This window comes from Pseudomonas sp. o96-267 (assembly GCF_003935465.1).
Classification (GTDB): domain Bacteria; phylum Pseudomonadota; class Gammaproteobacteria; order Pseudomonadales; family Pseudomonadaceae; genus Aquipseudomonas; species Aquipseudomonas sediminis.
Genome location: NZ_RHQP01000009.1, coordinates 97,128 through 117,436 on the forward strand (window position 1 = coordinate 97,128; position 20,309 = coordinate 117,436).

At 62.9% G+C, this 20,309-nt stretch carries 21 protein-coding genes; 14 read left to right on the forward strand and 7 right to left on the reverse strand.

Going from position 1 to position 20,309, the window contains the following annotated elements; all coding sequences use genetic code 11:
- Positions 1–4: 4 nt before the first annotated feature.
- Positions 5–817, reverse strand: coding sequence for a helix-turn-helix transcriptional regulator (locus EGJ86_RS08425; RefSeq protein WP_099524942.1), 813 nt, complete (start codon positions 815–817; stop codon positions 5–7).
- Positions 818–976: 159 nt separating this feature from the next.
- On the opposite strand from EGJ86_RS08425, the gene EGJ86_RS08430 reads away from it, so the two are divergent.
- The 3 genes from EGJ86_RS08430 to EGJ86_RS08440 all read left to right on the forward strand — a co-directional run bounded on the left by EGJ86_RS08430 (position 977) and on the right by EGJ86_RS08440 (position 4,005).
- Positions 977–2,416: a sodium:alanine symporter family protein gene (locus tag EGJ86_RS08430; RefSeq protein WP_125834764.1), complete on the forward strand. Its 1,440-nt coding sequence runs from the start codon at positions 977–979 to the stop codon at positions 2,414–2,416.
- A 128-nt stretch (positions 2,417–2,544) separates the two neighbouring features.
- Positions 2,545–3,534, forward strand: a complete 990-nt coding sequence (locus tag EGJ86_RS08435; RefSeq protein ID WP_125834765.1) for an asparaginase — start codon at positions 2,545–2,547, stop codon at positions 3,532–3,534.
- Between the two features lie 27 nt (positions 3,535–3,561).
- Positions 3,562–4,005 (forward strand): GNAT family N-acetyltransferase, encoded by a 444-nt coding sequence (locus EGJ86_RS08440; protein ID WP_125834766.1) that lies wholly within the window; start codon positions 3,562–3,564, stop codon positions 4,003–4,005.
- Positions 4,006–4,011: 6 nt separating this feature from the next.
- Here the strand turns inward: EGJ86_RS08440 and EGJ86_RS08445 are convergent, their stop codons facing one another.
- On the reverse strand, positions 4,012–4,407 hold the full coding sequence (locus EGJ86_RS08445; RefSeq protein ID WP_125834767.1) for a RidA family protein: 396 nt from the start codon (positions 4,405–4,407) through the stop codon (positions 4,012–4,014).
- A 63-nt stretch (positions 4,408–4,470) separates the two neighbouring features.
- Positions 4,471–5,379 carry a glutaminase B gene (gene glsB / locus EGJ86_RS08450; protein WP_125834768.1) on the reverse strand — a complete coding sequence of 303 codons (909 nt, stop codon included), beginning with the start codon at positions 5,377–5,379 and terminating at the stop codon, positions 4,471–4,473.
- Positions 5,380–5,521: 142 nt separating this feature from the next.
- Here glsB and EGJ86_RS08455 point away from each other — a divergent pair, with 142 nt between their 5' ends.
- Positions 5,522–6,451, forward strand: coding sequence for an AEC family transporter (locus EGJ86_RS08455; protein WP_125834769.1), 930 nt, complete (start codon positions 5,522–5,524; stop codon positions 6,449–6,451).
- Here the strand turns inward: EGJ86_RS08455 and EGJ86_RS08460 are convergent.
- A complete protein-coding gene (locus tag EGJ86_RS08460) occupies positions 6,441–7,082 on the reverse strand; it encodes a hypothetical protein (RefSeq protein ID WP_125834770.1) in 642 nt (213 codons plus the stop codon). The two genes, EGJ86_RS08455 and EGJ86_RS08460, sit on opposite strands and share 11 nt — an antisense overlap.
- 404 nt (positions 7,083–7,486) lie before the next feature.
- Here EGJ86_RS08460 and coxB point away from each other — a divergent pair, with 404 nt between their 5' ends.
- The 4 genes from coxB to EGJ86_RS08480 are packed head-to-tail and all read left to right on the forward strand — an operon-like array spanning position 7,487 to position 11,666.
- The gene (gene coxB / locus EGJ86_RS08465; protein WP_026088514.1) at positions 7,487–8,611 is read left to right on the forward strand and encodes a cytochrome c oxidase subunit II; all 1,125 of its coding nucleotides are present in this window, start codon (positions 7,487–7,489) and stop codon (positions 8,609–8,611) included.
- A 4-nt stretch (positions 8,612–8,615) separates the two neighbouring features.
- Positions 8,616–10,199, forward strand: a complete 1,584-nt coding sequence (gene ctaD, locus EGJ86_RS08470) for a cytochrome c oxidase subunit I (protein ID WP_017676406.1) — start codon at positions 8,616–8,618, stop codon at positions 10,197–10,199.
- Positions 10,200–10,209: 10 nt separating this feature from the next.
- Positions 10,210–10,758: a cytochrome c oxidase assembly protein gene (locus EGJ86_RS08475; RefSeq protein WP_125834771.1), complete on the forward strand. Its 549-nt coding sequence runs from the start codon at positions 10,210–10,212 to the stop codon at positions 10,756–10,758.
- Between the two features lie 11 nt (positions 10,759–10,769).
- Entirely contained in the window at positions 10,770–11,666 is an 897-nt protein-coding gene (locus EGJ86_RS08480; protein ID WP_106734722.1) for a cytochrome c oxidase subunit 3, read from the forward strand.
- Between the two features lie 6 nt (positions 11,667–11,672).
- Here the strand turns inward: EGJ86_RS08480 and EGJ86_RS08485 are convergent, their stop codons facing one another.
- Positions 11,673–11,876 (reverse strand): twin transmembrane helix small protein, encoded by a 204-nt coding sequence (locus tag EGJ86_RS08485; RefSeq protein ID WP_017676409.1) that lies wholly within the window; start codon positions 11,874–11,876, stop codon positions 11,673–11,675.
- Positions 11,877–11,947: 71 nt separating this feature from the next.
- On the opposite strand from EGJ86_RS08485, the gene EGJ86_RS08490 reads away from it, so the two are divergent.
- The 5 genes from EGJ86_RS08490 to EGJ86_RS08510 are packed head-to-tail and all read left to right on the forward strand — an operon-like array spanning position 11,948 to position 15,907.
- Entirely contained in the window at positions 11,948–12,679 is a 732-nt protein-coding gene (locus EGJ86_RS08490; RefSeq protein WP_055986034.1) for an SURF1 family protein, read from the forward strand.
- Positions 12,654–13,232: a hypothetical protein gene (locus EGJ86_RS08495; protein ID WP_055986032.1), complete on the forward strand. Its 579-nt coding sequence runs from the start codon at positions 12,654–12,656 to the stop codon at positions 13,230–13,232. Before EGJ86_RS08490 ends, EGJ86_RS08495 begins: the two co-directional genes overlap by 26 nt.
- A gap of 55 nt (positions 13,233–13,287) precedes the next feature.
- Entirely contained in the window at positions 13,288–14,343 is a 1,056-nt protein-coding gene (locus EGJ86_RS08500; RefSeq protein WP_125834772.1) for a heme A synthase, read from the forward strand.
- A gap of 23 nt (positions 14,344–14,366) precedes the next feature.
- Positions 14,367–15,266, forward strand: a complete 900-nt coding sequence (gene cyoE, locus EGJ86_RS08505) for a heme o synthase (protein ID WP_125834773.1) — start codon at positions 14,367–14,369, stop codon at positions 15,264–15,266.
- Positions 15,267–15,274: 8 nt separating this feature from the next.
- Positions 15,275–15,907: an SCO family protein gene (locus EGJ86_RS08510; protein WP_099524929.1), complete on the forward strand. Its 633-nt coding sequence runs from the start codon at positions 15,275–15,277 to the stop codon at positions 15,905–15,907.
- A gap of 166 nt (positions 15,908–16,073) precedes the next feature.
- On the opposite strand, the gene EGJ86_RS08515 is transcribed toward EGJ86_RS08510, so the two are convergent.
- Both EGJ86_RS08515 and EGJ86_RS08520 read right to left on the reverse strand, forming a co-directional pair.
- Entirely contained in the window at positions 16,074–17,024 is a 951-nt protein-coding gene (locus tag EGJ86_RS08515; protein WP_125834774.1) for a homoserine kinase, read from the reverse strand.
- A gap of 16 nt (positions 17,025–17,040) precedes the next feature.
- Positions 17,041–17,325, reverse strand: coding sequence for a DUF2782 domain-containing protein (locus EGJ86_RS08520; RefSeq protein ID WP_125834775.1), 285 nt, complete (start codon positions 17,323–17,325; stop codon positions 17,041–17,043).
- A gap of 75 nt (positions 17,326–17,400) precedes the next feature.
- Here EGJ86_RS08520 and polA point away from each other — a divergent pair, with 75 nt between their 5' ends.
- Entirely contained in the window at positions 17,401–20,196 is a 2,796-nt protein-coding gene (gene polA, locus EGJ86_RS08525; protein ID WP_125834776.1) for a DNA polymerase I, read from the forward strand.
- Positions 20,197–20,309: the final 113 nt, after the last annotated feature.

The following is a 20,309-nucleotide window of genomic DNA, read 5'->3' on the forward strand; positions in this document are numbered from 1 at the left end:
TGCATCACTCCATCTCGAACAGTCCATTGCGTAGCTGTGCGCCGCCCAGGCGCTCGCGGATGTCGTCGTCGATGCGCGGGTCGTCCGGTGCGTAGAGCATCAGCTGGCGATAGGCGTTGACCCGGTTGATCTCGTTACCCAGGTACTGCCAGACCACGCGGGTGCAGGCCGGCGTGCGCCGGTCACCGCTGGAGACGCCGGTCTTGATGCCATTGAGGCGGATGATGCGGCTCTTGAAGCTGGGGATGAGGATGGTCTGGCTCATCTCGTTGCCGGTGAGTGACTCGTAGTCCACCAGAAACAGGCGGTCCTGCAGGAAGAACGCCGTGCCCAGGTAGCGGCAGCGCACCCAGTCCTCGCCACGTGCGGGTTCCTGCCGCTCCTGACGTTCCTGGCGCTCGAACAGGTAGTTGCCGCGCTCCTCGCGCAGGTGCACCAGCGATAGCAGCACATGCCCCGGCACCGACATGCAGTTGGAGTATTCGAAGTAGTAGCCGCAGTAGCGCTCCATCGGGCTGGCCTGACGGCGCAACGGCGTGAACAGCTCCAGCAATGGATCGTTGCCACTGTGCGGCTGCGCATCACCGCTGCGTGCGCCGATCAGGCGGGTGAACTGCTCGGCCGGCATGCTCAGCTCGAAAGGTTCGACGCCGAAGAAATCGCAGATGCGCTTGAGATTGTGCGTGGTCGGTCGGCTCTGCCCGGCCAGGTAGCGGTTGAACTGCGCGCGGTTGATCGACAGCTTGCGACATACCTCGGCAATCGAGCGGTAATGGCTGCAAAGCAATTTCAGATTGCTGCCGAGGGAATCGGACATATGGCCGCTCCAGCTGATGCGAATGACGCGATTCTAGCATCAACTCGCATCAGGTCGCCGCGACCTGCGAAATTGTCCCGCGCGGCGCCTTCACCAAAGATTGCGCCACCCGCCCGGTGCGGCGCATTCCCATTCAGAACAACAAGAGAGAAAGCCTCCATGCTCGATCTTCTCAATGACCTCATCTGGAGCAAGCTGCTGATCGTGATGCTGATCGGTCTCGGCCTGTACTTCACCATCGCTTCGCGCTTCGTTCAGTTCCGCTACTTCGGCAGCATGTTTCGCATCTTCGGCGAGGCATTCCAGCGTCAGCCGGGCCAGCTCAGCTCGTTCCAGGCGCTGATGCTGTCGGTGGCTGGCCGCGTGGGCGCCGGCAACATCGCCGGTGTATCGGTGGCGATCATGCTCGGTGGCCCGGGCGCCATCTTCTGGATGTGGGTCGTGGCCCTGGTCGGCATGGCTACCAGCTATTTCGAGTGCTCGCTGGCGCAGCTGTACAAACGTCGCGAGGCCGATGGCGGCTACCGCGGTGGTCCGGCTTTCTACATCCAGCACGGCCTTGGTCAACGCTGGCTGGGTATCGTCGTGTCGATCCTGCTGCTGGTGACCTTCGGCTTCGGCTTCAACGCCGTGCAGTCCTTCACCGTCGCCAGCTCGCTGCACGACACCTTCGGCATCCCGACCCTGGCCAGCGGCATCGCCCTGACCGCGGTCATCGGCCTGATCATCTTCGGTGGCATCAAGCGCATCGCCAAGTTCGCCGACGTGCTGGTGCCGGTGATGGCGTTCTCTTACCTGGGCATGGCGCTGCTGGTGATCGGCCTGAACATCAACGAAGTTCCAGCCACTTTCGCCTTGATCTTCAAAAGCGCCTTCGGCCTCGAGCCGGCCTTCGCCGGCGGCATCGGCGCGGCCATCATCATGGGCGTCAAGCGCGGCCTGTTTTCCAACGAAGCCGGCCTGGGCAGTGCACCGAACGTGGCCGCTGTCGCCGAGGTCAAGCACCCGGCCGCGCAAGGCATCGTGCAGTCGCTCAGTGTGTTCATCGACACCCTGATCCTGTGCAGCTGCACGGCGCTGATCATCCTGCTGTCGGGCGTGTATCAGCCGGGTATGGAACAGGCCGGTGTGGTACTGACCCAGAGCGCGGTGGCCGCCGTGGTCGGCGAGTGGGGCAGGGTGTTCGTCAGCCTGGCGCTGCTGTTGTTCGTCTTCACCACCCTGATCTACAACTACTACCTCGGCGAAAATGCCCTCGGCTTCTTCAGCCAGAAGCGCGGCCCGGTAATGATCTACCGCGTGCTGGTGGTCGGTCTGGTGCTGTGGGGTTCGGTGCAGGATCTGGGCACCGTGTTCGCCTTCGCCGATGTGACCATGGGTCTGCTAGCCATCGCCAACCTCATCGCTCTGGCGCTGCTGTTCAAAGTGGGCATGCGCCTGATGCGCGACTACGATAGCCAGATCAAGGCGGGTGTTGAGTCGCCGGTATTGGATGCCAAGCAGTTCGCTGATCTGGACCTCGACCCTGCCGTCTGGGGTAGCCAGCCAGGTGAAACCGCCGACCAGGCGGAAATCGGGGATCGAGTCTACCAGCGCTGATCTGACTCAGATGGAAGAAGGGGGCGAGGCCCCCTTTTTCTTGCCTGCCAGCGTTGGCAGCCATTGTTCGGGCAGTCGTAAGCGACGTTAAGAATGTCGCGCAGGCCCGTGATTTGTGAGGAGAGCCCATGGCAACCCCAGAAAAACTCCTGGTGCTGTACACAGGCGGCACCATCGGCATGCAGATGAGCGCAGACGGCCTGGCGCCGGCCTCGGGTTTCGAGGCGCGCATGCGCAGCCAGCAAGCCGGCGAGAACGCCAGTGAGCTGCCGCAATGGAGCTTCCGCGAGCTGCTGCCGTTGATCGACAGCGCCAACATGAACACCGGCCACTGGCTGGCGCTGCGCGACGAAATCGTCACTGCGGTACAGACCGATGGCCACGACGCCGTGCTGGTACTGCACGGCACCGATACCCTGGCCTACAGCGCTGCGGCGTTGAGCTTCCTGCTGCTCGGGCTCGACGTACCGGTGGTGCTTACGGGTGCCATGCAGCCGGCTGGTGTCGATGGTGGAGATGCCTGGCCCAACCTGTTCGGCGCCATGCGTGCGCTGTACCGCGGCGTGAAGCCGGGCGTGCACCTGTATTTCAACGGGCAGCTACTGCATGGCGCACGTTGCTCGAAGTTGCGCAGCGATGCGTTCGACGCCTTCCAGGTGCTGCCGCGTCAGCGTCAGGCCGAGCGGGCCACGGTCGATGCCCGTATCGATTTCCGCCAGCCGCGTCAGGCTGTGAACCTTGCCGTGCTGCCGCTGCATCCGGCCGTGCAGGCTGGGCATCTGCAAGCCCTGCTGGCCAGCGGCGTGCAGGGGTTGCTGTTGGAGTGCTACGGCAGCGGTACCGGCCCGGCCGGCGACGCGCCATTGATGAGCGTGCTGCGTGAGGCGCACCAGCGCGGCGTGGTGCTGGCGGCGATCAGCCAGTGCCCGCAAGGCCACGTGCAGTTTGGTGTGTATGCGGCCGGCAGCCGTCTGGCCGAGGTCGGCCTGGTGTCCTGTGGCGGCATGACCCGTGAGGCCGCACTGGGCAAGCTGTTTGCCCTGCTCGGCGCCGGTTTGCCGCAAACGCAGGTCGAGCACTGGCTGGCGCGCGATCTCTGTGGTGAGATGAGCGACTGATCCACCTGCCCAAACAGAGGAAGGACGATGAGTATCGACATTCGCCCTGTAATCGCTGCCGATCAAGAAGCCTGGTTGCCCCTGTGGCAGGGCTACCAGCGCTTCTACATGACCGAGATTCCAGCCGAGACCAGCGCCGTTACCTGGCAGCGTTTTCTCGACCCGGCCGAGCCGATGGGCGCCGCCCTGGCCTGGCGTGATGGGCAGGCTATAGGTTTGGTGCACTGGGTCATCCACCGCTCGACCTGGACCACCGGCGACTACTGCTACCTGCAGGATATTTTCATCGCCAAGGGCGAGCGCAGCGGCGGCATCGGGCGCAAGTTGATCCAGCATGTGTTTGAGCAGGCGAGCGCCGCCGGCTGCTCGCGGGTGCACTGGCTGACCCATGAAACCAACAGCCAGGCCAAGCTGCTTTACGAGCGCATCGGCGAACGCTCGGGGTTCGTGCAGTACCGCAAGCTGTTGTAGCCAGCCTCAGGGCCGCCGCGCAATGAAATCGATCTCCACCAGGGCATGGCGCGCCAGACCGGTGGTGCCGATGCAGGTGCGTGCCGGGCGTTTGCCTTCGGGGAAGTAGCTGGCGTACACCGCGTTGAAGCGCGCGTAGTCACCATAGAAATCGGTGAGGAAGGCACGAGCCGACACCACGTTTTCCAGGCCCAGCCCCAAGCCTTTCAAGACCACCAGCAGGTTGTCGAAGGTCTTGTGGGTTTGCGCCTCGATGCCTTCGGGCAGCGGCGCCGCTTCGTTGCCTGGGTCGATGGGCAACTGGCCGGTGATGAACACCCAGCCATCGGCTTCGCAAGCATGGGAGAACGGCGCGACTGGCTCGGGCGCGGCGGCGAACATGTGGTATTCAGGCAACGACATAAGCACTCCAGGGCTGATCAATGGGCACCGACACAGCACTGCGCCGGCCCCTGTGACCATACCTCAGAATACCGACCAGCCGATGCGTTCGCTGAGCAGCTCAAGCGCCTTGATCCCGGCCAGGGAGTTGCCCGCAGCATTGAGCTCCGGCGACCACACGCACACGCTGAACTGCCCCGGTACCACGGCGAGGATGCCGCCGCCGACGCCGCTCTTGCCCGGCAGGCCAACGCGGTAGGCGAAGTTGCCCGCTTCGTCATACAGGCCGCTGGTGGCCATGATGGCGTTGATCTGCTTGGTCTGGCGGGGCGACAGCACCTGCTCGCCGCTGTGCTGGCAGAACCCCTGGTTGGCCAGGAAGCCGAAGGCGCGCGCCAGGTCGACGCAGCTCATGCGCAGCGCGCAGCAACTGAAATAGCTGCGCAATACCGCCTCGACTTCGTTATGAAAATTACCGAACGACTGCATCAGGTAGGCCGCTGCGGCATTGCGCGCACGATGCTGGTATTCCGATTCGGCGACGTGGTTGTCCACCGTCACATCCGGATTGCCCGACAGGCGCCGGACGAAATCGCGCATCGACAGCGCCGGTGCGGCATAGCGCGACTGGTTGATGTCGCAGATCACCAGGGCACCGGCATTGATGAACGGATTGCGCGGCTTGCCCCGCTCGAACTCCAGCTGCACCAGCGAGTTGAACGGCTGTCCGGACGGCTCATGGCCCAGGCGCTGCCAGATGCTCTCGCCGCTGTGGCCGATGGCCTGGACCAGGCTGAACACCTTGGAAATGCTCTGGATCGAGAAGGGCGTACGTGCATCGCCGGCGACATGTACCTGGCCGTCGTTGCCGTATACGGCGATGCCCAGTTGGTCAGGCACCACGCTGGCCAGCGCTGGAATGTAATCGGCCACCTTGCCCTGGCCGATCAGCGGGCGGACTTCATCGAGAATTTCGGTCAACAGCGCTTGCATGTTCGGGCTCGCGAGTAGGCCGGGGAGCGTCCCGGCAGGTCAGAGCTAGACGCCTGCGGGGGCTACGGAATCACAGGTAGGCGCTTGCCCTGAGCAGCGCGGCCACCTAGTCTCGGTCCTCCCCTGTCGCTGGCGTGGTTCGATGTCCACCGTTCTCAATGTACTGCTGCCGATCTTCGGCCTGATCCTGGTTGGTTTCATCTGCCGGCGAACCAATCGCTTGGGAGAGACCGCCGCATCGGAGATGAACCGCTTCGTGGTCTGGCTCGGCCTGCCTGCGTTGCTGTTCAGCCTTACGGCCAAGGCCGACTGGGCACACATCTGGCAGCCCGGTTTCTTGCTTGCCTTTACCGGCGGCATGCTCGCGGTATTTCTGGTCACGCTGGTGTATCGCTGGAAAACCACTGGCAGCCTGGTCGACGCCAGTATCGACGGGCTCAGCGCCGGTTACGCCAACACCGGCTATATCGGCATTCCGCTGTGCGTGCTGGTACTGGGCGAGGACGGCATGGCGCCGGCCTTGATCGCCTCGCTGATGGTGGTCTGTGTGCTGTTCGGCCTGGCAGTGGTGTGCATCGAGGTAGGTCTGCAGAGCAAGAAGGGGTTGGGCGGCGCCATCGCTCAGGTAGTCATGGCGCTCCTGAAAAACCCGCTGGTGGTCGCGCCATTGCTTGGTGCTGCTTGGGCGTTTGGTGGCGTGCAGATGCCCGCGGCGCTGGACGAACTTCTGCGCCTGCTCGGCGCCGCCACGGTGCCCTGTGCACTGGTGTCGCTGGGGTTGTTCCTGGCTCAGCGGCAGAGCGGGCCGAGCGAAGGCGCCTGGCCGCTGGTGGCCTTGAAGCTGGTGCTGCAGCCGCTGGTGACCTGGTTCATTGCCTTCGTGCTGCTCGACCTGCCGCCGTTCTGGGCACATGCCGCGTTGCTGCTCAGCGCGCTGCCAACGGGCACTGGGCCGTTCATGCTCGCCGAGTACTACCAGCGCCAGGCGGCGCTGGTGTCGCGGGCGATTCTGTTCTCTACCCTCGGCTCGCTGCTGACCTTGACCCTGATCCTGCTGCTGATCACGCCTTGAGTTGCAGCTCCAGGCCGAGCTGCTGCGACAGGCAGGGCCAGCGCCGCCAGGCCGAGGCGGTATCCGGCGCCGCCAGACGTTCGCGGTAGGCCTGCACCGAGGGTTGGTCGAAGCTGGCGTCATCGAGCATACCGGCCAAGGCATGATGCACCGCTTCGTCGAGCTGGTTGGCGAAGGGCTCGCCAATCAACTGGTGGGCGATCAGGTTGGCGCGAGTGGTGTCCAGCGGGATCAGCGGCTGGCCGAGGTGCGCGATGTAGCGGTCATTGACCTCTTCCACCAGGCGATGAGCCAGGTAGGCCTCATCGAGCAGGCCTTCGAGTCCTTCGTGACCCTCCATCAGCGCTGGTGGCTGCAGGAAGAAATGCTCGGCGATCTTCAGCACCGGTTTCACGGCAGCCTCGATTCCTGCTTCGCGCGCTACTTCGGCAGCCGCGTCGAGCACGTCCGGCACCTCCTCGATATAGGCGATGACGAAGGCGGTCAGTGCCCCAGGCGCATCATCCTCCGGTAGACGGATGGACGGGTGCAGGCGCTCCAGCTGAGCCTGCAGGTAGCGCGAGAGAGCCTGGCTGCCACTTTCCTGCTGACGAGCCTGTGTGATCAATTGACGAAGGGCGGCGGTGTTCATGACGGCTCCTACATTTCAGGACATGGACGTGAACCTTAGCCGGCTCCGGCAGTCGGCTAAGACGCGATTGTCATAACTTTTTCATACTTATGCGAGTTGGCTATAAATGCCTGTATCAGAACGGCTACACCCCGCGTCAGTCGGGGCGTTTAGCACAAGGCTTGCGCGCCTTCGGCGATTTTTGCGCGTACGTTGCCAGGTGCAACTCCCCGTCTATACTCGAGTTCGAAAGGCAGTACCTGATGGAACCGGACGAGCTCAGGCACGGAGAGGTTTCGGCAGTAGTCGCCAGCAGTTGAGCGCGGTACGCGGACAGTGATTCCGCCTTGTCGCTCTATGGCAGTCGATCCCTTTGCCGCAGGCTCAGCCGGCGGGATAACAAGAACAATCAAGGGGAACCCGCAATGATGCGACATCCACGAGTCTGGATGGGCCTCCTGCTGTGGCTGGCATTAGGCTCGGCGCACGCGCAGTGGACGGTCAATATGGCGCCCGGTGTAACCGACGTCAGCCGCTCCGTTTTCGATCTGCACATGACCATTTTCTGGATCTGCGTTGTGATCGGTGTGATCGTGTTCGGCGCCATGTTCTGGTCGATGATCATGCACCGCCGCTCCACCGGCCAGAAACCCGCGCATTTTCACGAAAGCACAACCGTCGAGATTCTCTGGACCGTGGTGCCATTGGCCATTCTGGTGGTGATGGCGATCCCGGCGACCAAGACGCTGATCGAGATCTACGACACCTCCGAGTCCGAGCTGGATATTCAGGTCACTGGCTACCAGTGGAAGTGGCACTACAAGTATCTGGGTCAGGATGTCGAATTCTTCAGCAACCTGACCACGCCGCGTTCGCAGATCAATAACCGCGAAGCCAAGGGCGAACACTACCTGCTGGAAGTCGACGAGCCGCTGGTGGTGCCGGTGGGCACCAAGGTGCGCTTCCTGATCACCGCCGCCGACGTCATTCACTCCTGGTGGGTACCGGCACTGGCAGTGAAGAAAGACGCCATCCCCGGGTTCATCAACGAATCCTGGACACGCATCGAGGAGCCCGGCATCTACCGTGGCCAGTGCACCGAGCTGTGCGGCAAGGACCACGGGTTCATGCCGGTGGTGGTCGAGGCCAAGTCCAAGGAAGACTTCGATGCCTGGCTGGCCGAGCGCAAGCAGGCTGCCGCCGCTGAGCGTGAGCTGACCAGCAAGGAATGGACCATGGAAGAGCTGATGGCGCGTGGTGAGAAGGCCTACAACACCTCTTGCGCAGCCTGCCACCAGCCTACCGGTGAAGGTCTGCCACCGATGTTCCCGGCGCTCAAGGGCTCGGCCATCGCCACCGGGCCGGCCGAGGGGCATATCCACATCGTCTACCAAGGCAAGCCGGGTACCTCCATGGCCGCCTTCGGCAAGCAGCTGTCGCCGGTCGACCTGGCCGCCATCATCACCTACGAGCGCAACGCCTGGGGCAACAATGTCGGTGACATGGTCACGCCCAAGGACATTCTCGATTTCTCCAAGGCGCAGGAGTAAGGACATGAGTGCAGTGATCGACCACGGTCATACTGACCACCACCATGGCCCGGCCAAGGGCCTGATGCGCTGGGTGCTGACTACCAACCACAAGGACATCGGCACGATGTACCTGTGGTTCAGCTTCTGCATGTTCCTGCTGGGCGGCTCGATGGCCATGGTCATCCGTGCCGAGCTGTTCCAGCCGGGCCTGCAGATCGTGCAACCGGAATTCTTCAACCAGATGACCACCATGCACGGCCTGATCATGGTCTTCGGTGCGGTGATGCCGGCCTTCGTCGGTCTCGCCAACTGGATGATCCCGCTGATGATCGGCGCGCCGGACATGGCCCTGCCACGGATGAACAACTTCAGCTTCTGGCTGTTGCCCGCGGCATTCGGCTTGCTGGTCTCGACATTGTTCATGGAAGGTGGCGGGCCGAACTTCGGCTGGACCTTCTACGCGCCACTGTCGACCACCTACGGGCCGGAGAGCACCACCTTCTTCATCTTCGCCGTACACCTGATGGGCATCAGTTCGATCATGGGGGCGATCAACGTGGTCGCCACCATCCTCAACCTGCGCGCCCCCGGCATGACCCTGATGAAGATGCCGCTGTTCGTCTGGACCTGGCTGATCACGGCGTTTCTGCTGATTGCGGTGATGCCGGTACTGGCTGGCTGCGTGACCATGATGCTGATGGACATCCACTTCGGCACCAGCTTCTTCAACGCTGCTGGCGGTGGTGATCCGGTGCTGTTCCAGCATGTGTTCTGGTTCTTCGGTCACCCCGAGGTGTACATCATGATTCTGCCCGCCTTCGGCGCGGTCAGCTCGATCATCCCGGCGTTCGCGCGCAAGCCGCTGTTCGGCTACACCTCGATGGTCTACGCCACGGCGGCGATCGCCTTCCTGTCGTTCATCGTCTGGGCGCACCACATGTTCACCGTCGGCATTCCGCTGACTGGCGAGCTGTTCTTCATGTACGCGACGATGCTGATCGCCGTGCCCACCGGGGTGAAGGTGTTCAACTGGGCCAGCACGATGTGGCAGGGCTCGATGACCTTCGAGGCGCCGATGCTGTTCTCGGTGGCCTTCGTCATCCTGTTCACCATCGGTGGTTTCTCCGGCTTGATGCTGGCCATCGCCCCGGCGGACTTCCAGTATCACGACACCTACTTCGTGGTGGCGCATTTCCACTACGTGCTGGTGCCCGGCGCGATCTTCGGCATCTTCGCCTCGGCCTACTACTGGCTGCCGAAGTGGACCGGCCACATGTATGACGAAACCCTGGCCAAGCTGCATTTCTGGATGAGCTTCATCGGCATGAACCTGGCGTTCTTCCCGATGCACTTCGTTGGCCTGGCTGGCATGCCGCGGCGTATCCCCGACTACAACATGATGTTCGCCAACTTCAACATGATCTCCAGTATCGGCGCGTTCATGTTCGGGGCTACTCAGTTGCTGTTCCTGTTCATCGTCATCAAGTGCATTCGCGGCGGCAAGCCGGCCCCGGCGAAACCCTGGGACGGTGCCGAAGGCCTGGAGTGGACGGTGCCTTCACCGGCGCCCTACCACACCTTCAGCACGCCGCCGGAAGTGAAATAGGAGGTCTGCCGTGAGCGAGGTCATCGCGACTCGTCGCCTGGTTACCCGTCTGCTGCTCGTGGTGGTGGTGATGTTCTGCTTCGGCATCTTCGTCCTGCCGCCGTTCTACGACGCCATGTGCCGGGTCTTCGGCATCAACGGCAAGACGGCAGGGGCCTACCAGGGCGAGCAAATGGTGGATGAGCAGCGCCAGGTGCGCGTGCAGTTTCTCGCCACCAACGCCGCCGGCATGGTCTGGGAGTTCGGCCCGCAGGCTGACGAGATCCTGGTTCACCCGGGCGAGGCGCGCGACATGCTGTTCGTCGCCTATAACCCCAGCGACCAACCGATGAGCGCGCAGGCGATTCCCAGCGTATCGCCTTCGAAGGCGGCGGCCTTCTTTCACAAGACCGAGTGTTTCTGCTTTACCCAGCAGGTGTTGCAGCCAGGCGAGCGCATCGAAATGCCGGTGCGCTTCATCGTCGACCGCGACCTGCCGCAGGACGTGAAGCACCTGACCTTGGGCTACACCCTGTTCGATATCACCGCGCGCAAACCGCCAGTGGCACAGGCTCCATAAGGAGAACAACAATGTCGAGTCACGAAAGTCACGAGAACTATTACGTACCGGCGCAGAGCAAGTGGCCCATCGTCGCCACCATTGGTCTGCTGGTCAGCTTCTACGGCGTTGGCACCTGGTTCAACGATCTGTCGGCGGGTCGTGAAGGCTCCAACGGGCCGCTGATCTTCTTCGTCGGCGGGCTGATCCTGGCCTGGATGCTGTTCGGCTGGTTTGGCAACGTCATCAAGGAAAGCCGCAGCGGTCTGTACAGCGCACAGATGGACCGTTCCTTTCGCTGGGGCATGAGTTGGTTCATCTTTTCCGAGGTGATGTTCTTCGTCGCCTTCTTCGGCGCCCTGTTCTACATCCGCATGTGGGCCGGCCCCTGGCTCGGCGGTGAAGGTGACAAGGGCGTGGCCAACATGCTCTGGGACGGCTTCGAATACAGCTGGCCGATGTTGCAGAACCCCGACTCCAAGCTGTTCCCGCCACCGAGCGGGGTGATCGATCCCTGGCACCTGCCGCTGGTCAACACCATCTTGCTGGTGTCCTCCAGCGTCACCATCACCTTCGCCCATCATGCCCTGAAGAAGAACCACCGCGGCCCGCTCAAGGCCTGGCTGGCGGCGACCATCGTGCTGGCCCTGGCATTCCTGTTCTTTCAGGTCGAGGAGTACATCGAGGCCTACACCGAGCTTGGGCTGACGCTTGGCTCAGGCATCTACGGCGCCACCTTCTTCATGCTCACCGGCTTTCACGGTGCGCACGTGACGCTCGGTACGCTGATTCTGGTGGTAATGCTGGTGCGGATCATGCGAGGTCACTTCGACGCCGATCAGCACTTCGGCTTCGAGGCAGCCTCCTGGTACTGGCACTTCGTCGATGTGGTCTGGCTCGGCCTGTTCATCTTCGTCTACGTACTGTAGCGGGGGCTACCAGGTAACGTGAGAGACCAGTTGCCCTGAGTAGAAGCCCCAGGCGATCAGGGCAACGGTAATAGCGGTCAGGCCGACACGGACAGTCAGCGCGCCGACCACGCGGGAACCATGGCCTTCGTCCTTGACCAGGAAGAACAGGCCGCTGAACAGGCTGGCGATGGTTGCCAGCAGCATGAGGACGATCGCGGCCTTGAGCATGTGAGACTCCGGGGGATTGACGTGATGCATTGCAGTATAGCCAGCAACCCAGACCGTATCGGCAGGGCGCAATGAGCGCCTTCCGTCCCGGTTGGTTGCCCAGCGTGCTGGTTGCCCTGCTGCTGCCGGGGTTGCTCTGGCTGGGTTTCTGGCAGCTGCAGCGTGGCGAAGAGAAACGCCAGCTGTTGGCCAGCTTCGAGGCACGGCGGACGGCCGAGCCGATCAGCCTCGAGCAGCTCGAGCCCATGCGTGATCCTGCCTACCGCCGCGTTCAACTGCGTGGGCACTTCGATACCGAGCACAGCCTGTTGCTCGATAGCCGTATCCGTGATGGCCATGCCGGTGTCGAGTTGCTGCAGCCTTTTTACGATCAGTCCAGCGGTCTTTGGGTGTTGCTCAATCGCGGCTGGCTGCCTTGGCCGGATCGGCGTACAACGCCGCCTTTCGATAGCCCTGACGGCGTGCTGCAACTCACTGCCTGGGTCTATGTCGCGCCTTCTGGCGGTTTCAATCTGCGCTCCGGTGCAGCGACCGATGGCTGGCCGCGACTGATCACGCAGGTCGAGGCCGACAGTCTCTGGCGCCAGCTGGGTCGTGGTGGTCTGCCTTTCGAGGTACGTCTGGAGCCCGGGCCGGCCAGTTATCGCGTCGACTGGCCAATCGTGGCCATGAGCCCCAGCAAACATCTTGGCTATGCGGTGCAGTGGTTCTCTCTGGCTGCCGCGCTGTTTGGCCTGTTCATTTATCTCGGAATTCACAATGCACGGGAGCATCGTCATGAACCCAGCCATCGCCATGCCTGAGGCACCGCGCAAGGGGCGTGGTCGCCTGCAGTTGTTGTTGATCCTGGCCATTATCATCGGCCCGATGTTCCTGGCTAACGCCATGTACAAATGGCGCTTCTGGGTGCCAGAGACGCGCAGCTACCACGGTGTGCTGATCGGCGATGGGCGCACCCTTGCCGATCTCGGCGTACAGGGCGAGGTGGAGCCGCTGTGGCAGATTCTGGTGACAGCACCGGGCGCCTGTGAGGCCGACTGTCAGCAGCTGGTTTACCTGGCGCGGCAGATCCAGATTGGCCTCAATCGCGAGACTGCCCGCGCGAGTCACGGCCTGGCGCTGGCCGAACCACTGCCGGCCGAGTACGACGCAACGCTCAAGCGCGAGTACCCGCAACTTGGACGCTATCAACTGGATCTGCAGGCCTACGACAAGGCCGCCGAGGCGGTTCAGGGTGCACAGCTGTGGCTGGTCGACCCACACGGCAATCTGGTGCTGCGCTATCCGGCCGGCAGCAAGGGCAAGGCCATTCTCGATGATCTGCGCTACCTGCTGAAAATTTCCCTGATCGGTTGACGCCACGCTCTGTCCATATCGACAGAGCGTCAGGCCCAGTGCCCAAGGAGTAGACATGCACAAGCCCGGTTACCGTCTAGCGTTGTTCGCGACCCTCCTGACCGTGGTGGTGGTGCTGCTAGGTGCCTACACCCGACTGACCCATGCCGGGCTGGGTTGCCCGGATTGGCCAGGCTGCTACGGGTTTCTCGGCGTACCGATGAGCGAGCACAAGCAGGCCATCGCTGAAGCGCGTTTTCCCGAGGCGCCGGTAGAGGTTGCCAAGGGCTGGTACGAGATGATCCATCGCTACTTTGCCGGTGCACTGGGGTTGGTGATCCTCGCCATTGCTGCCCTGTCCGTGCGCCGTCGTGCGGAGCCAACTCAGCCGCTCAAGTTGCCGCTGGCGATTCTGGCGCTGGTGATTCTGCAGGGCGCCTTCGGCATGTGGACGGTCACCCTGCAGCTATGGCCGCAAGTGGTCACCGCTCACCTGCTAGGCGGTTTCGCCACGCTCAGTCTGTTGACCTTGCTCACTTTGCGCCTGTCTGGACGATTCGCCCCGTTGCAGTTGCCGGGGCGCCTTCGGACATTGGCGGCGGCATGCCTGCTGCTTGTGATCGGGCAGATCACCCTAGGCGGCTGGGTCAGTTCCAACTACGCCGCTGTCGCCTGTGTCGACCTGCCCACCTGTCACGGCGAGTGGTGGCCGGCGATGGATTTCGGCAAGGGCTTTCACCTGACCCAGCACATCGGCCCCAACTACCTGGGCGGGCAGCTCGACAGTGACGCGCGCACCGCCATTCACATGAGCCACCGCATCGGAGCGCTGCTGGTAACGCTGGCGCTGTTGGCTCTGGCCTGGCAGTTGCGCATTGCCAAGCTGCCGCGCCTGGCCGGTCTGCTGCTGCTGGCGCTGGCTCTGCAGGTTGGCCTGGGTATCAGCAACGTGATCTTCCATCTACCGCTGCTGGTGGCAGTGGCACACAACGCTGGTGGCGCTGCTCTGCTGCTGGTGATGGTGCTGATCAACTATCGCCTGAGGGCTGTTTCTGCGGCGGTTCGCGAAGCATCCGATCTGGTGGGCAGGCGCACGACTCTGGTTTCCAACGGTCTGGTTCAAGGCCGGTAAATAACGAATCAAGGAGCAATGCCATGGCGACAATGCTGCGAGCTCACTCCGAACACGCCACCTGGCGCGATTATCTGGAGCTGACCAAACCGCGGGTGGTGATGTTGATGCTGATCACCTCGCTGGTCGGCATGTTCCTCGCTACCCGTGCCGGTGTGCCCTGGACCGTGCTGCTGTTCGGCAACCTCGGCATCGGCCTGTGTGCAGGCGCGGCGGCTGCGGTCAACCATGTGGTAGATCGGCGCATCGACTCGATCATGGCGCGCACGCACAAACGTCCGGTCACCGCCGGGCGTGTCTCGCCGGTGGCGGCGCTGACCTTCGCCCTGCTGCTGGCCATCGCCGGCATGAGCCTGCTGATGGTGTTCACCAACGAGTTGGCTGCCTGGCTGACCCTGGCCTCATTGCTCGGCTATGCGGTGATCTACACCGGCTTTCTCAAGCGCGCCACGCCGCAGAACATCGTGATCGGCGGCCTGGCGGGTGCTGCCCCACCGTTGCTGGGTTGGGTTGCCGTCACCGGTCACCTCAGTGCCGAGCCGCTGCTGCTGGTGCTGATCATCTTCGCCTGGACGCCGCCGCATTTCTGGGCCCTGGCCATCCACCGCAAGGAAGAATATGCCAAGGCCGACGTTCCCATGCTGCCGGTGACCCACGGTGAGCACTACACCAAGGTGCATATCCTGCTCTACACCCTGGTGATGTTCGCGGTAACCCTGCTGCCCTACGCCATCCACATGAGCGGGCCGCTTTACCTGGCCTGCGCTGTGCTGCTGGGCGGCCGCTTCCTGCACTGGGCCTGGGTGCTGTACCGTGACAGCAAACCGCACGCCGCGATCAACACCTTCAAGTACAGTATCTGGTACCTGTTCCTGCTGTTTATCGCGCTGCTCGCGGACCACTACCTGCTGCTGAATATCTAAGGCTTTTCATGACTCGTACCCACACAACGGTTTTCGTTCTTGTCGCAATCGTGGCCCTGGTGCTGGGGCTTACCGTCAACAAGGTGCTCAGCAGCAAAAGCCAGGGCGACCCGGCGGCGCTGCTCGACGCAGGTATCGTCCTGCTGCCGCAGAACCGGAGCCTGCCGTCGCTGAGCCTGGTCGATCAGGAGGGCAAGGAAGTCGCGGTTGATCAGCTCAAGGGTGACTGGAAGCTGCTGTTCTTCGGCTATACCTTCTGCCCGGACATCTGCCCGGCCACCCTCGCTCAGCTGCGCCAATTGCAGACCCAGCTGCCCGAAGAAACTCGCGCACGGCTGAGCGTGGTGATGGTCAGCGTCGACCCCCATCGCGATACGCCGGAGCAGTTGAGCAAGTACCTGGGCTTCTTCAATGCGGGCTTCAAAGGTCTGACCGGCGAAGAGGAAACCCTGCAGAAATTCGCCAACTCGGTGAGCATTCCCTACATCCCGGCTGACACCAGCAAGGAAAATTACACCGTCGATCACAGCGGCAATCTGGTGATCATCGGCCCGGATGGCACCCAGCGCGGCTTCATCCGTGCGCCGATCAACAACGCCAAACTGGCCGAGCAATTGCCGGGACTGGTTTCGGGTAGCTGATCGGCTTGGGTGCGCCTGCGAACCGTTACCATCAAGGCTGTATGGCACAGAGTTTCCCGGATCTCATCCGGGCTACTGCCCTGAGTTTGGGATTGTAGGGTGCGCCGCGCGTACCGGCGTGCGCTCAAAGGCATTGGTGCGCACGGCGCACCCTACGGGGCGTGCCCTAAAGCGCGAACGGCAGCGGCAGGTTGACCTGCTGACGTTGTGCCAGGCGCCGTTGGAATTCGGCCGGATCATGAATCAGCACTTCCTGCCCGGCGAACGACTCGGCGGCGATCAGACGTGACAGCCAGAAACGCACGCAGGCCACGCGCAGCATGGCTGGCCACAGCTCCGCTTCGGCAGCGCTGAACGGGCGTAGCGCTGCATAGGCACCTAGCAGCGCACGGGCGCGAGCGCCATCGAGGCTGCCGTCTTCGTTCGAGCACCAGTCGTTGAGGGTGATGGCCAGGTCGTAGAGCATCGGCCCCGAGCAGGCGTTGTAGAAGTCGATCACCCCTGCCAGGTGGTTGCCGTCGAACAGCACGTTGTCGCGGAACAGGTCGGCATGCAGGTTGGCACGCGGCAGGGCGAGGATGCGCGGCTTCAGCTCGGCGATCTCGGCCAGTGCATCACGTAGTAGCGGCAACGCCTGTTCATCAAGCTTCAGCGCCTGGCTCGGACCTTCGGCCAGCATCCAATCCAGCCCGCGGTCGCTGCGACGTTCCACCGGCTGTTCGCGAGTGGCTAGGTGAATGCGCGCCAGCAGGCTACCCACTTCCTGGCAGTGATGGGCGTTGGCCTCGCGCACATGCTTGCCTGACAACCGGGGCTGCAATAGCGCCGGTTTCTCCGCCAGGGTGCGCAATGCCTCGTCGTCCTGCGTCCGCAGGGCGTAGGGCACCGGCAGGCCGGCGTCGTGCAGCACGTCGAGCAATTCGATGAAGAACGGCAGGTCGGCCATCGGGCCGCGTTCGACCAAGGTCAGGACATATTCGCCCTGCTCCAGGCTGACGAAGAAGTTGCTGTTTTCGCTGCCCGCAGCAATGCCCTGGAAGTCACGCAACCGGCCAAGTCCATAGGGCGCCAGGAAGACTTCGAGCTCATGACGCTCCAGGGGGGTGAATACCGACATATCAGACCTTAATGACTTACCAGCTAAAGATTTCCCACGAGGGGATCAGCATGTCCGGATCGTCCGAACGTACGAAGTTGCCGTCGCTACCATCGGCGCGCACGAGAAAATAGGGTTTGCCGTTCTTCGGGATGACCTTGATGGCATAGAGGAAGCCATTGACCCGGTATTCCTGAATGGTGCGGTCGCCGTCCTGGCGGATGGTCACATCGGGATCGGCAGACACTGGATCTTCGGCGTGAGCGGCAAGTGGCACACAGGCCAGCAGGCCGACCAGCAACAAGCGATTGACTGTACCCATGGTAACCTTGCTCCTTCGTTTTTTACCGATGCAGCCATTCTACCGCTGCACCCGCCGAAAAGGTTGATCCCGCGCATGAGCCAAGCCCCTCTCGTTCTGGTCGACGGTTCCTCGTATCTGTACCGCGCCTTCCACGCCCTGCCGCCGCTGACCACTTCCAAAGGCATGCCCACCGGAGCGGTGAAGGGCGTGCTGAACATGCTCAAGAGCCTGCGCAAGCAGTACCCGAACAGCCCCTTTGCCGTGGTCTTCGACGCCAAGGGCGGCACCTTCCGCGATGAGCTATTCGCCGAGTACAAGGCCAATCGGCCATCCATGCCGGACGAGTTGCGCGTCCAGGTTGAGCCGCTGCATGCCAGCGTGCGTGCCCTGGGGTTGCCGCTGCTGTGCGTCGAGGGGGTTGAAGCCGATGACGTGATCGGCACCCTGGCGCGCCAGGCGGCCGGGGAAAAGCGCAACGTGGTCATCTCCACTGGTGACAAGGACATGGCGCAGCTGGTCTGCCCGCACGTTACGCTGGTCAACACCATGACGGGAAGCGTCTACGATGCCGATGGCGTAAAGGAGAAATTCGGTGTCGGCCCTGAGCTGATCATCGACTACCTGGCGCTGATGGGCGACAAGGTCGACAACATTCCGGGTGTGCCTGGTGTCGGTGAGAAAACCGCTTTGGGCTTGCTGGTTGGTATCGGCGGCGGCCTCGACGTGCTCTACGCCAACCTCGACAAGGTGCCCGAGCTGCCGATCCGTGGCGCCAAGGGCCTGCCAGCCAAGCTCGAAGAGCACCGCGAGATGGCTTACCTGTCCTATCAGCTGGCGACCATTAAGACCGACGTGCCGCTGAATATCGAGATTGAGTCGCTGCATCCCGGCGAACCGGATCAGGCCGCGCTGGTGGAGCTGTACGGCGAGCTGGAGTTCAAGAATTGGCTGGATGACCTGCTGCGCCAGAACAAGGCGCTGGCGGCCAAGGCTGCTGCGCCGGCTGGCGATCTGTTCGCCGAGCCGACTGGTGATGCCGTTGAGGAAACCGCCGAGCCAGCACCAGCCAGCAATGGTGATTACCAGTTGGTACTGGAGCAGGCGCAGTTCGATGCCTGGCTGAAGAAACTGGAGCAGGCCGAGCTGATCGCCTTCGACAGCGAGACCACCAGCGTCGATGCGCAGCAGGCGCAACTGGTCGGCCTGTCCTTCGCGGTCAAAGTGGGCGAAGCGGCCTATATCCCGCTGGCGCACAGCTACATGGGCGTGCCGCAGCAGCTCGACCGCGACGCGGTGCTCAAGGCGCTCAAGCCGATCCTCGAAGACCCGGCCAAGGCCAAGGTCGGCCAGCACGCCAAGTACGACATCAACGTCCTGGCTAACGCCAGCACACCGATCACGGTGCAGGGCGTGGCCTTCGACACCATGCTCGAATCCTACGTGCTGGACTCCACCGCCACCCGTCACGACATGGACAGCCTGGCGCTGAAGTACCTGAACCACAGCACCATCCGCTTCGAGGACATCGCCGGCAAGGGCGCCAAGCAGCTGACCTTCGACCAGATTGCCCTGGAACAAGCCGGCCCGTACGCCGCCGAGGATGCCGACGTGACCTTGCGTCTGCATCAGGAACTGTGGGGACGCCTCGAAGCTGTGCCGTCCCTGGCCAAGGTGCTGCGCGACATCGAAATCCCGTTGGTACCGGTGCTGGCGCGCATCGAGCGCAACGGCGCGCTGGTCGATGCCAAGCTGCTCGGCGAGCAGAGTGTCGAGCTGGGCGAGAAACTGGTGGAGCTGGAGCGCAAGGCGTTCGAGATCGCCGGTGAGGAATTCAATCTGGCCTCACCCAAGCAACTCGGCGTGATCCTCTACGAAAAGCTCGGTTACCCGGTGATCAGCAAGACTGCCAAGGGCCAACCCTCCACCGCCGAAGCGGTGCTGGCAGAACTGGCCGAGCAGGATTTCGAACTGCCCAAGGTGCTGATGCAGTACCGCAGCCTGAGTAAGCTCAAGAGCACCTACACCGACAAGCTGCCGGAGCAGATCAACCCGCGCACCGGGCGTATCCATACCAGCTATCACCAGGCGGTCGCCGCCACTGGCCGCCTGTCCTCCAGCGACCCGAACCTGCAGAACATCCCGATCCGCACCGCCGAAGGCCGGCGCATCCGCCAGGCCTTCGTGGCGCCCAAGGGCTACAAGCTGATGGCGGCGGACTACTCGCAGATCGAGTTGCGCATCATGGCCCACCTGGCCAAGGACAAAGGTCTGCTCGATGCCTTCCACCATGACCTGGACGTGCACAGGGCCACTGCTGCCGAGGTGTTTGGTGTGGCACTGGAAGAGGTGACCAGCGATCAGCGGCGTAAGGCCAAGGCCATCAACTTCGGTCTGATCTACGGCATGAGCGCTTTTGGTCTGGCCAAGCAGATCGATGTCGAACGCAAGGAAGCGCAGGCCTACATCGATCGTTACTTCGCCCGTTATCCGGGCGTGCTGATCTACATGGAAAGCACCCGCGCCCAGGCCGCCGAGCAGGGTTATGTGGAGACGGTCTACGGCCGTCGCCTGTACCTGCCGGAAATCCATGCGCAGAACCAGGCCATGCGCAAGGGCGCCGAGCGCGCGGCGATCAATGCGCCGATGCAGGGTACCGCTGCGGACATCATCAAGCGCGCCATGATCGCCGTGGACAGCTGGCTGCAGGACAGCGGCATCGATGCACGCATCATCATGCAGGTGCACGACGAACTGGTGCTGGAGGTGCGTGAGGAACTGATCGACGAGGTCAGCGCCAAACTCAAGAGCCTGATGAGTGGCGCCGCCGACCTGGATGTACCGCTACTGGTGGAGGTCGGCGTCGGCGCCAATTGGGACGAGGCGCATTGAGGCTCGTCGCCGCGGGGCCGGGGCCCGGGCCGCGGGGGGGGGTTGGGTGTGGGGGGGGGGTGGTTTAAAAAAACCGAGCCCCCAAACCCGCGGCGGGGGGGGGTGGGGGGGGG

Bases quoted from the DNA above. Each gene is read 5' to 3' on its own strand.
- EGJ86_RS08425 (WP_099524942.1), bottom strand. From the start codon at position 817: ATGTCCGATTCCCTCGGCAGCAATCTGAAATTGCTTTGCAGCCATTAC.
- EGJ86_RS08430 (WP_125834764.1), top strand. From the start codon at position 977: ATGCTCGATCTTCTCAATGACCTCATCTGGAGCAAGCTGCTGATCGTG.
- EGJ86_RS08435 (WP_125834765.1), top strand. From the start codon at position 2,545: ATGGCAACCCCAGAAAAACTCCTGGTGCTGTACACAGGCGGCACCATC.
- EGJ86_RS08440 (WP_125834766.1), top strand. From the start codon at position 3,562: ATGAGTATCGACATTCGCCCTGTAATCGCTGCCGATCAAGAAGCCTGG.
- EGJ86_RS08445 (WP_125834767.1), bottom strand. From the start codon at position 4,407: ATGTCGTTGCCTGAATACCACATGTTCGCCGCCGCGCCCGAGCCAGTC.
- glsB (WP_125834768.1), bottom strand. From the start codon at position 5,379: ATGCAAGCGCTGTTGACCGAAATTCTCGATGAAGTCCGCCCGCTGATC.
- EGJ86_RS08455 (WP_125834769.1), top strand. From the start codon at position 5,522: ATGTCCACCGTTCTCAATGTACTGCTGCCGATCTTCGGCCTGATCCTG.
- EGJ86_RS08460 (WP_125834770.1), bottom strand. From the start codon at position 7,082: ATGAACACCGCCGCCCTTCGTCAATTGATCACACAGGCTCGTCAGCAG.
- coxB (WP_026088514.1), top strand. From the start codon at position 7,487: ATGATGCGACATCCACGAGTCTGGATGGGCCTCCTGCTGTGGCTGGCA.
- ctaD (WP_017676406.1), top strand. From the start codon at position 8,616: ATGAGTGCAGTGATCGACCACGGTCATACTGACCACCACCATGGCCCG.
- EGJ86_RS08480 (WP_106734722.1), top strand. From the start codon at position 10,770: ATGTCGAGTCACGAAAGTCACGAGAACTATTACGTACCGGCGCAGAGC.
- EGJ86_RS08485 (WP_017676409.1), bottom strand. From the start codon at position 11,876: ATGCTCAAGGCCGCGATCGTCCTCATGCTGCTGGCAACCATCGCCAGC.
- EGJ86_RS08490 (WP_055986034.1), top strand. From the start codon at position 11,948: ATGAGCGCCTTCCGTCCCGGTTGGTTGCCCAGCGTGCTGGTTGCCCTG.
- EGJ86_RS08495 (WP_055986032.1), top strand. From the start codon at position 12,654: ATGAACCCAGCCATCGCCATGCCTGAGGCACCGCGCAAGGGGCGTGGT.
- EGJ86_RS08500 (WP_125834772.1), top strand. From the start codon at position 13,288: ATGCACAAGCCCGGTTACCGTCTAGCGTTGTTCGCGACCCTCCTGACC.
- cyoE (WP_125834773.1), top strand. From the start codon at position 14,367: ATGGCGACAATGCTGCGAGCTCACTCCGAACACGCCACCTGGCGCGAT.
- EGJ86_RS08510 (WP_099524929.1), top strand. From the start codon at position 15,275: ATGACTCGTACCCACACAACGGTTTTCGTTCTTGTCGCAATCGTGGCC.
- EGJ86_RS08515 (WP_125834774.1), bottom strand. From the start codon at position 17,024: ATGTCGGTATTCACCCCCCTGGAGCGTCATGAGCTCGAAGTCTTCCTG.
- EGJ86_RS08520 (WP_125834775.1), bottom strand. From the start codon at position 17,325: ATGGGTACAGTCAATCGCTTGTTGCTGGTCGGCCTGCTGGCCTGTGTG.
- polA (WP_125834776.1), top strand. From the start codon at position 17,401: ATGAGCCAAGCCCCTCTCGTTCTGGTCGACGGTTCCTCGTATCTGTAC.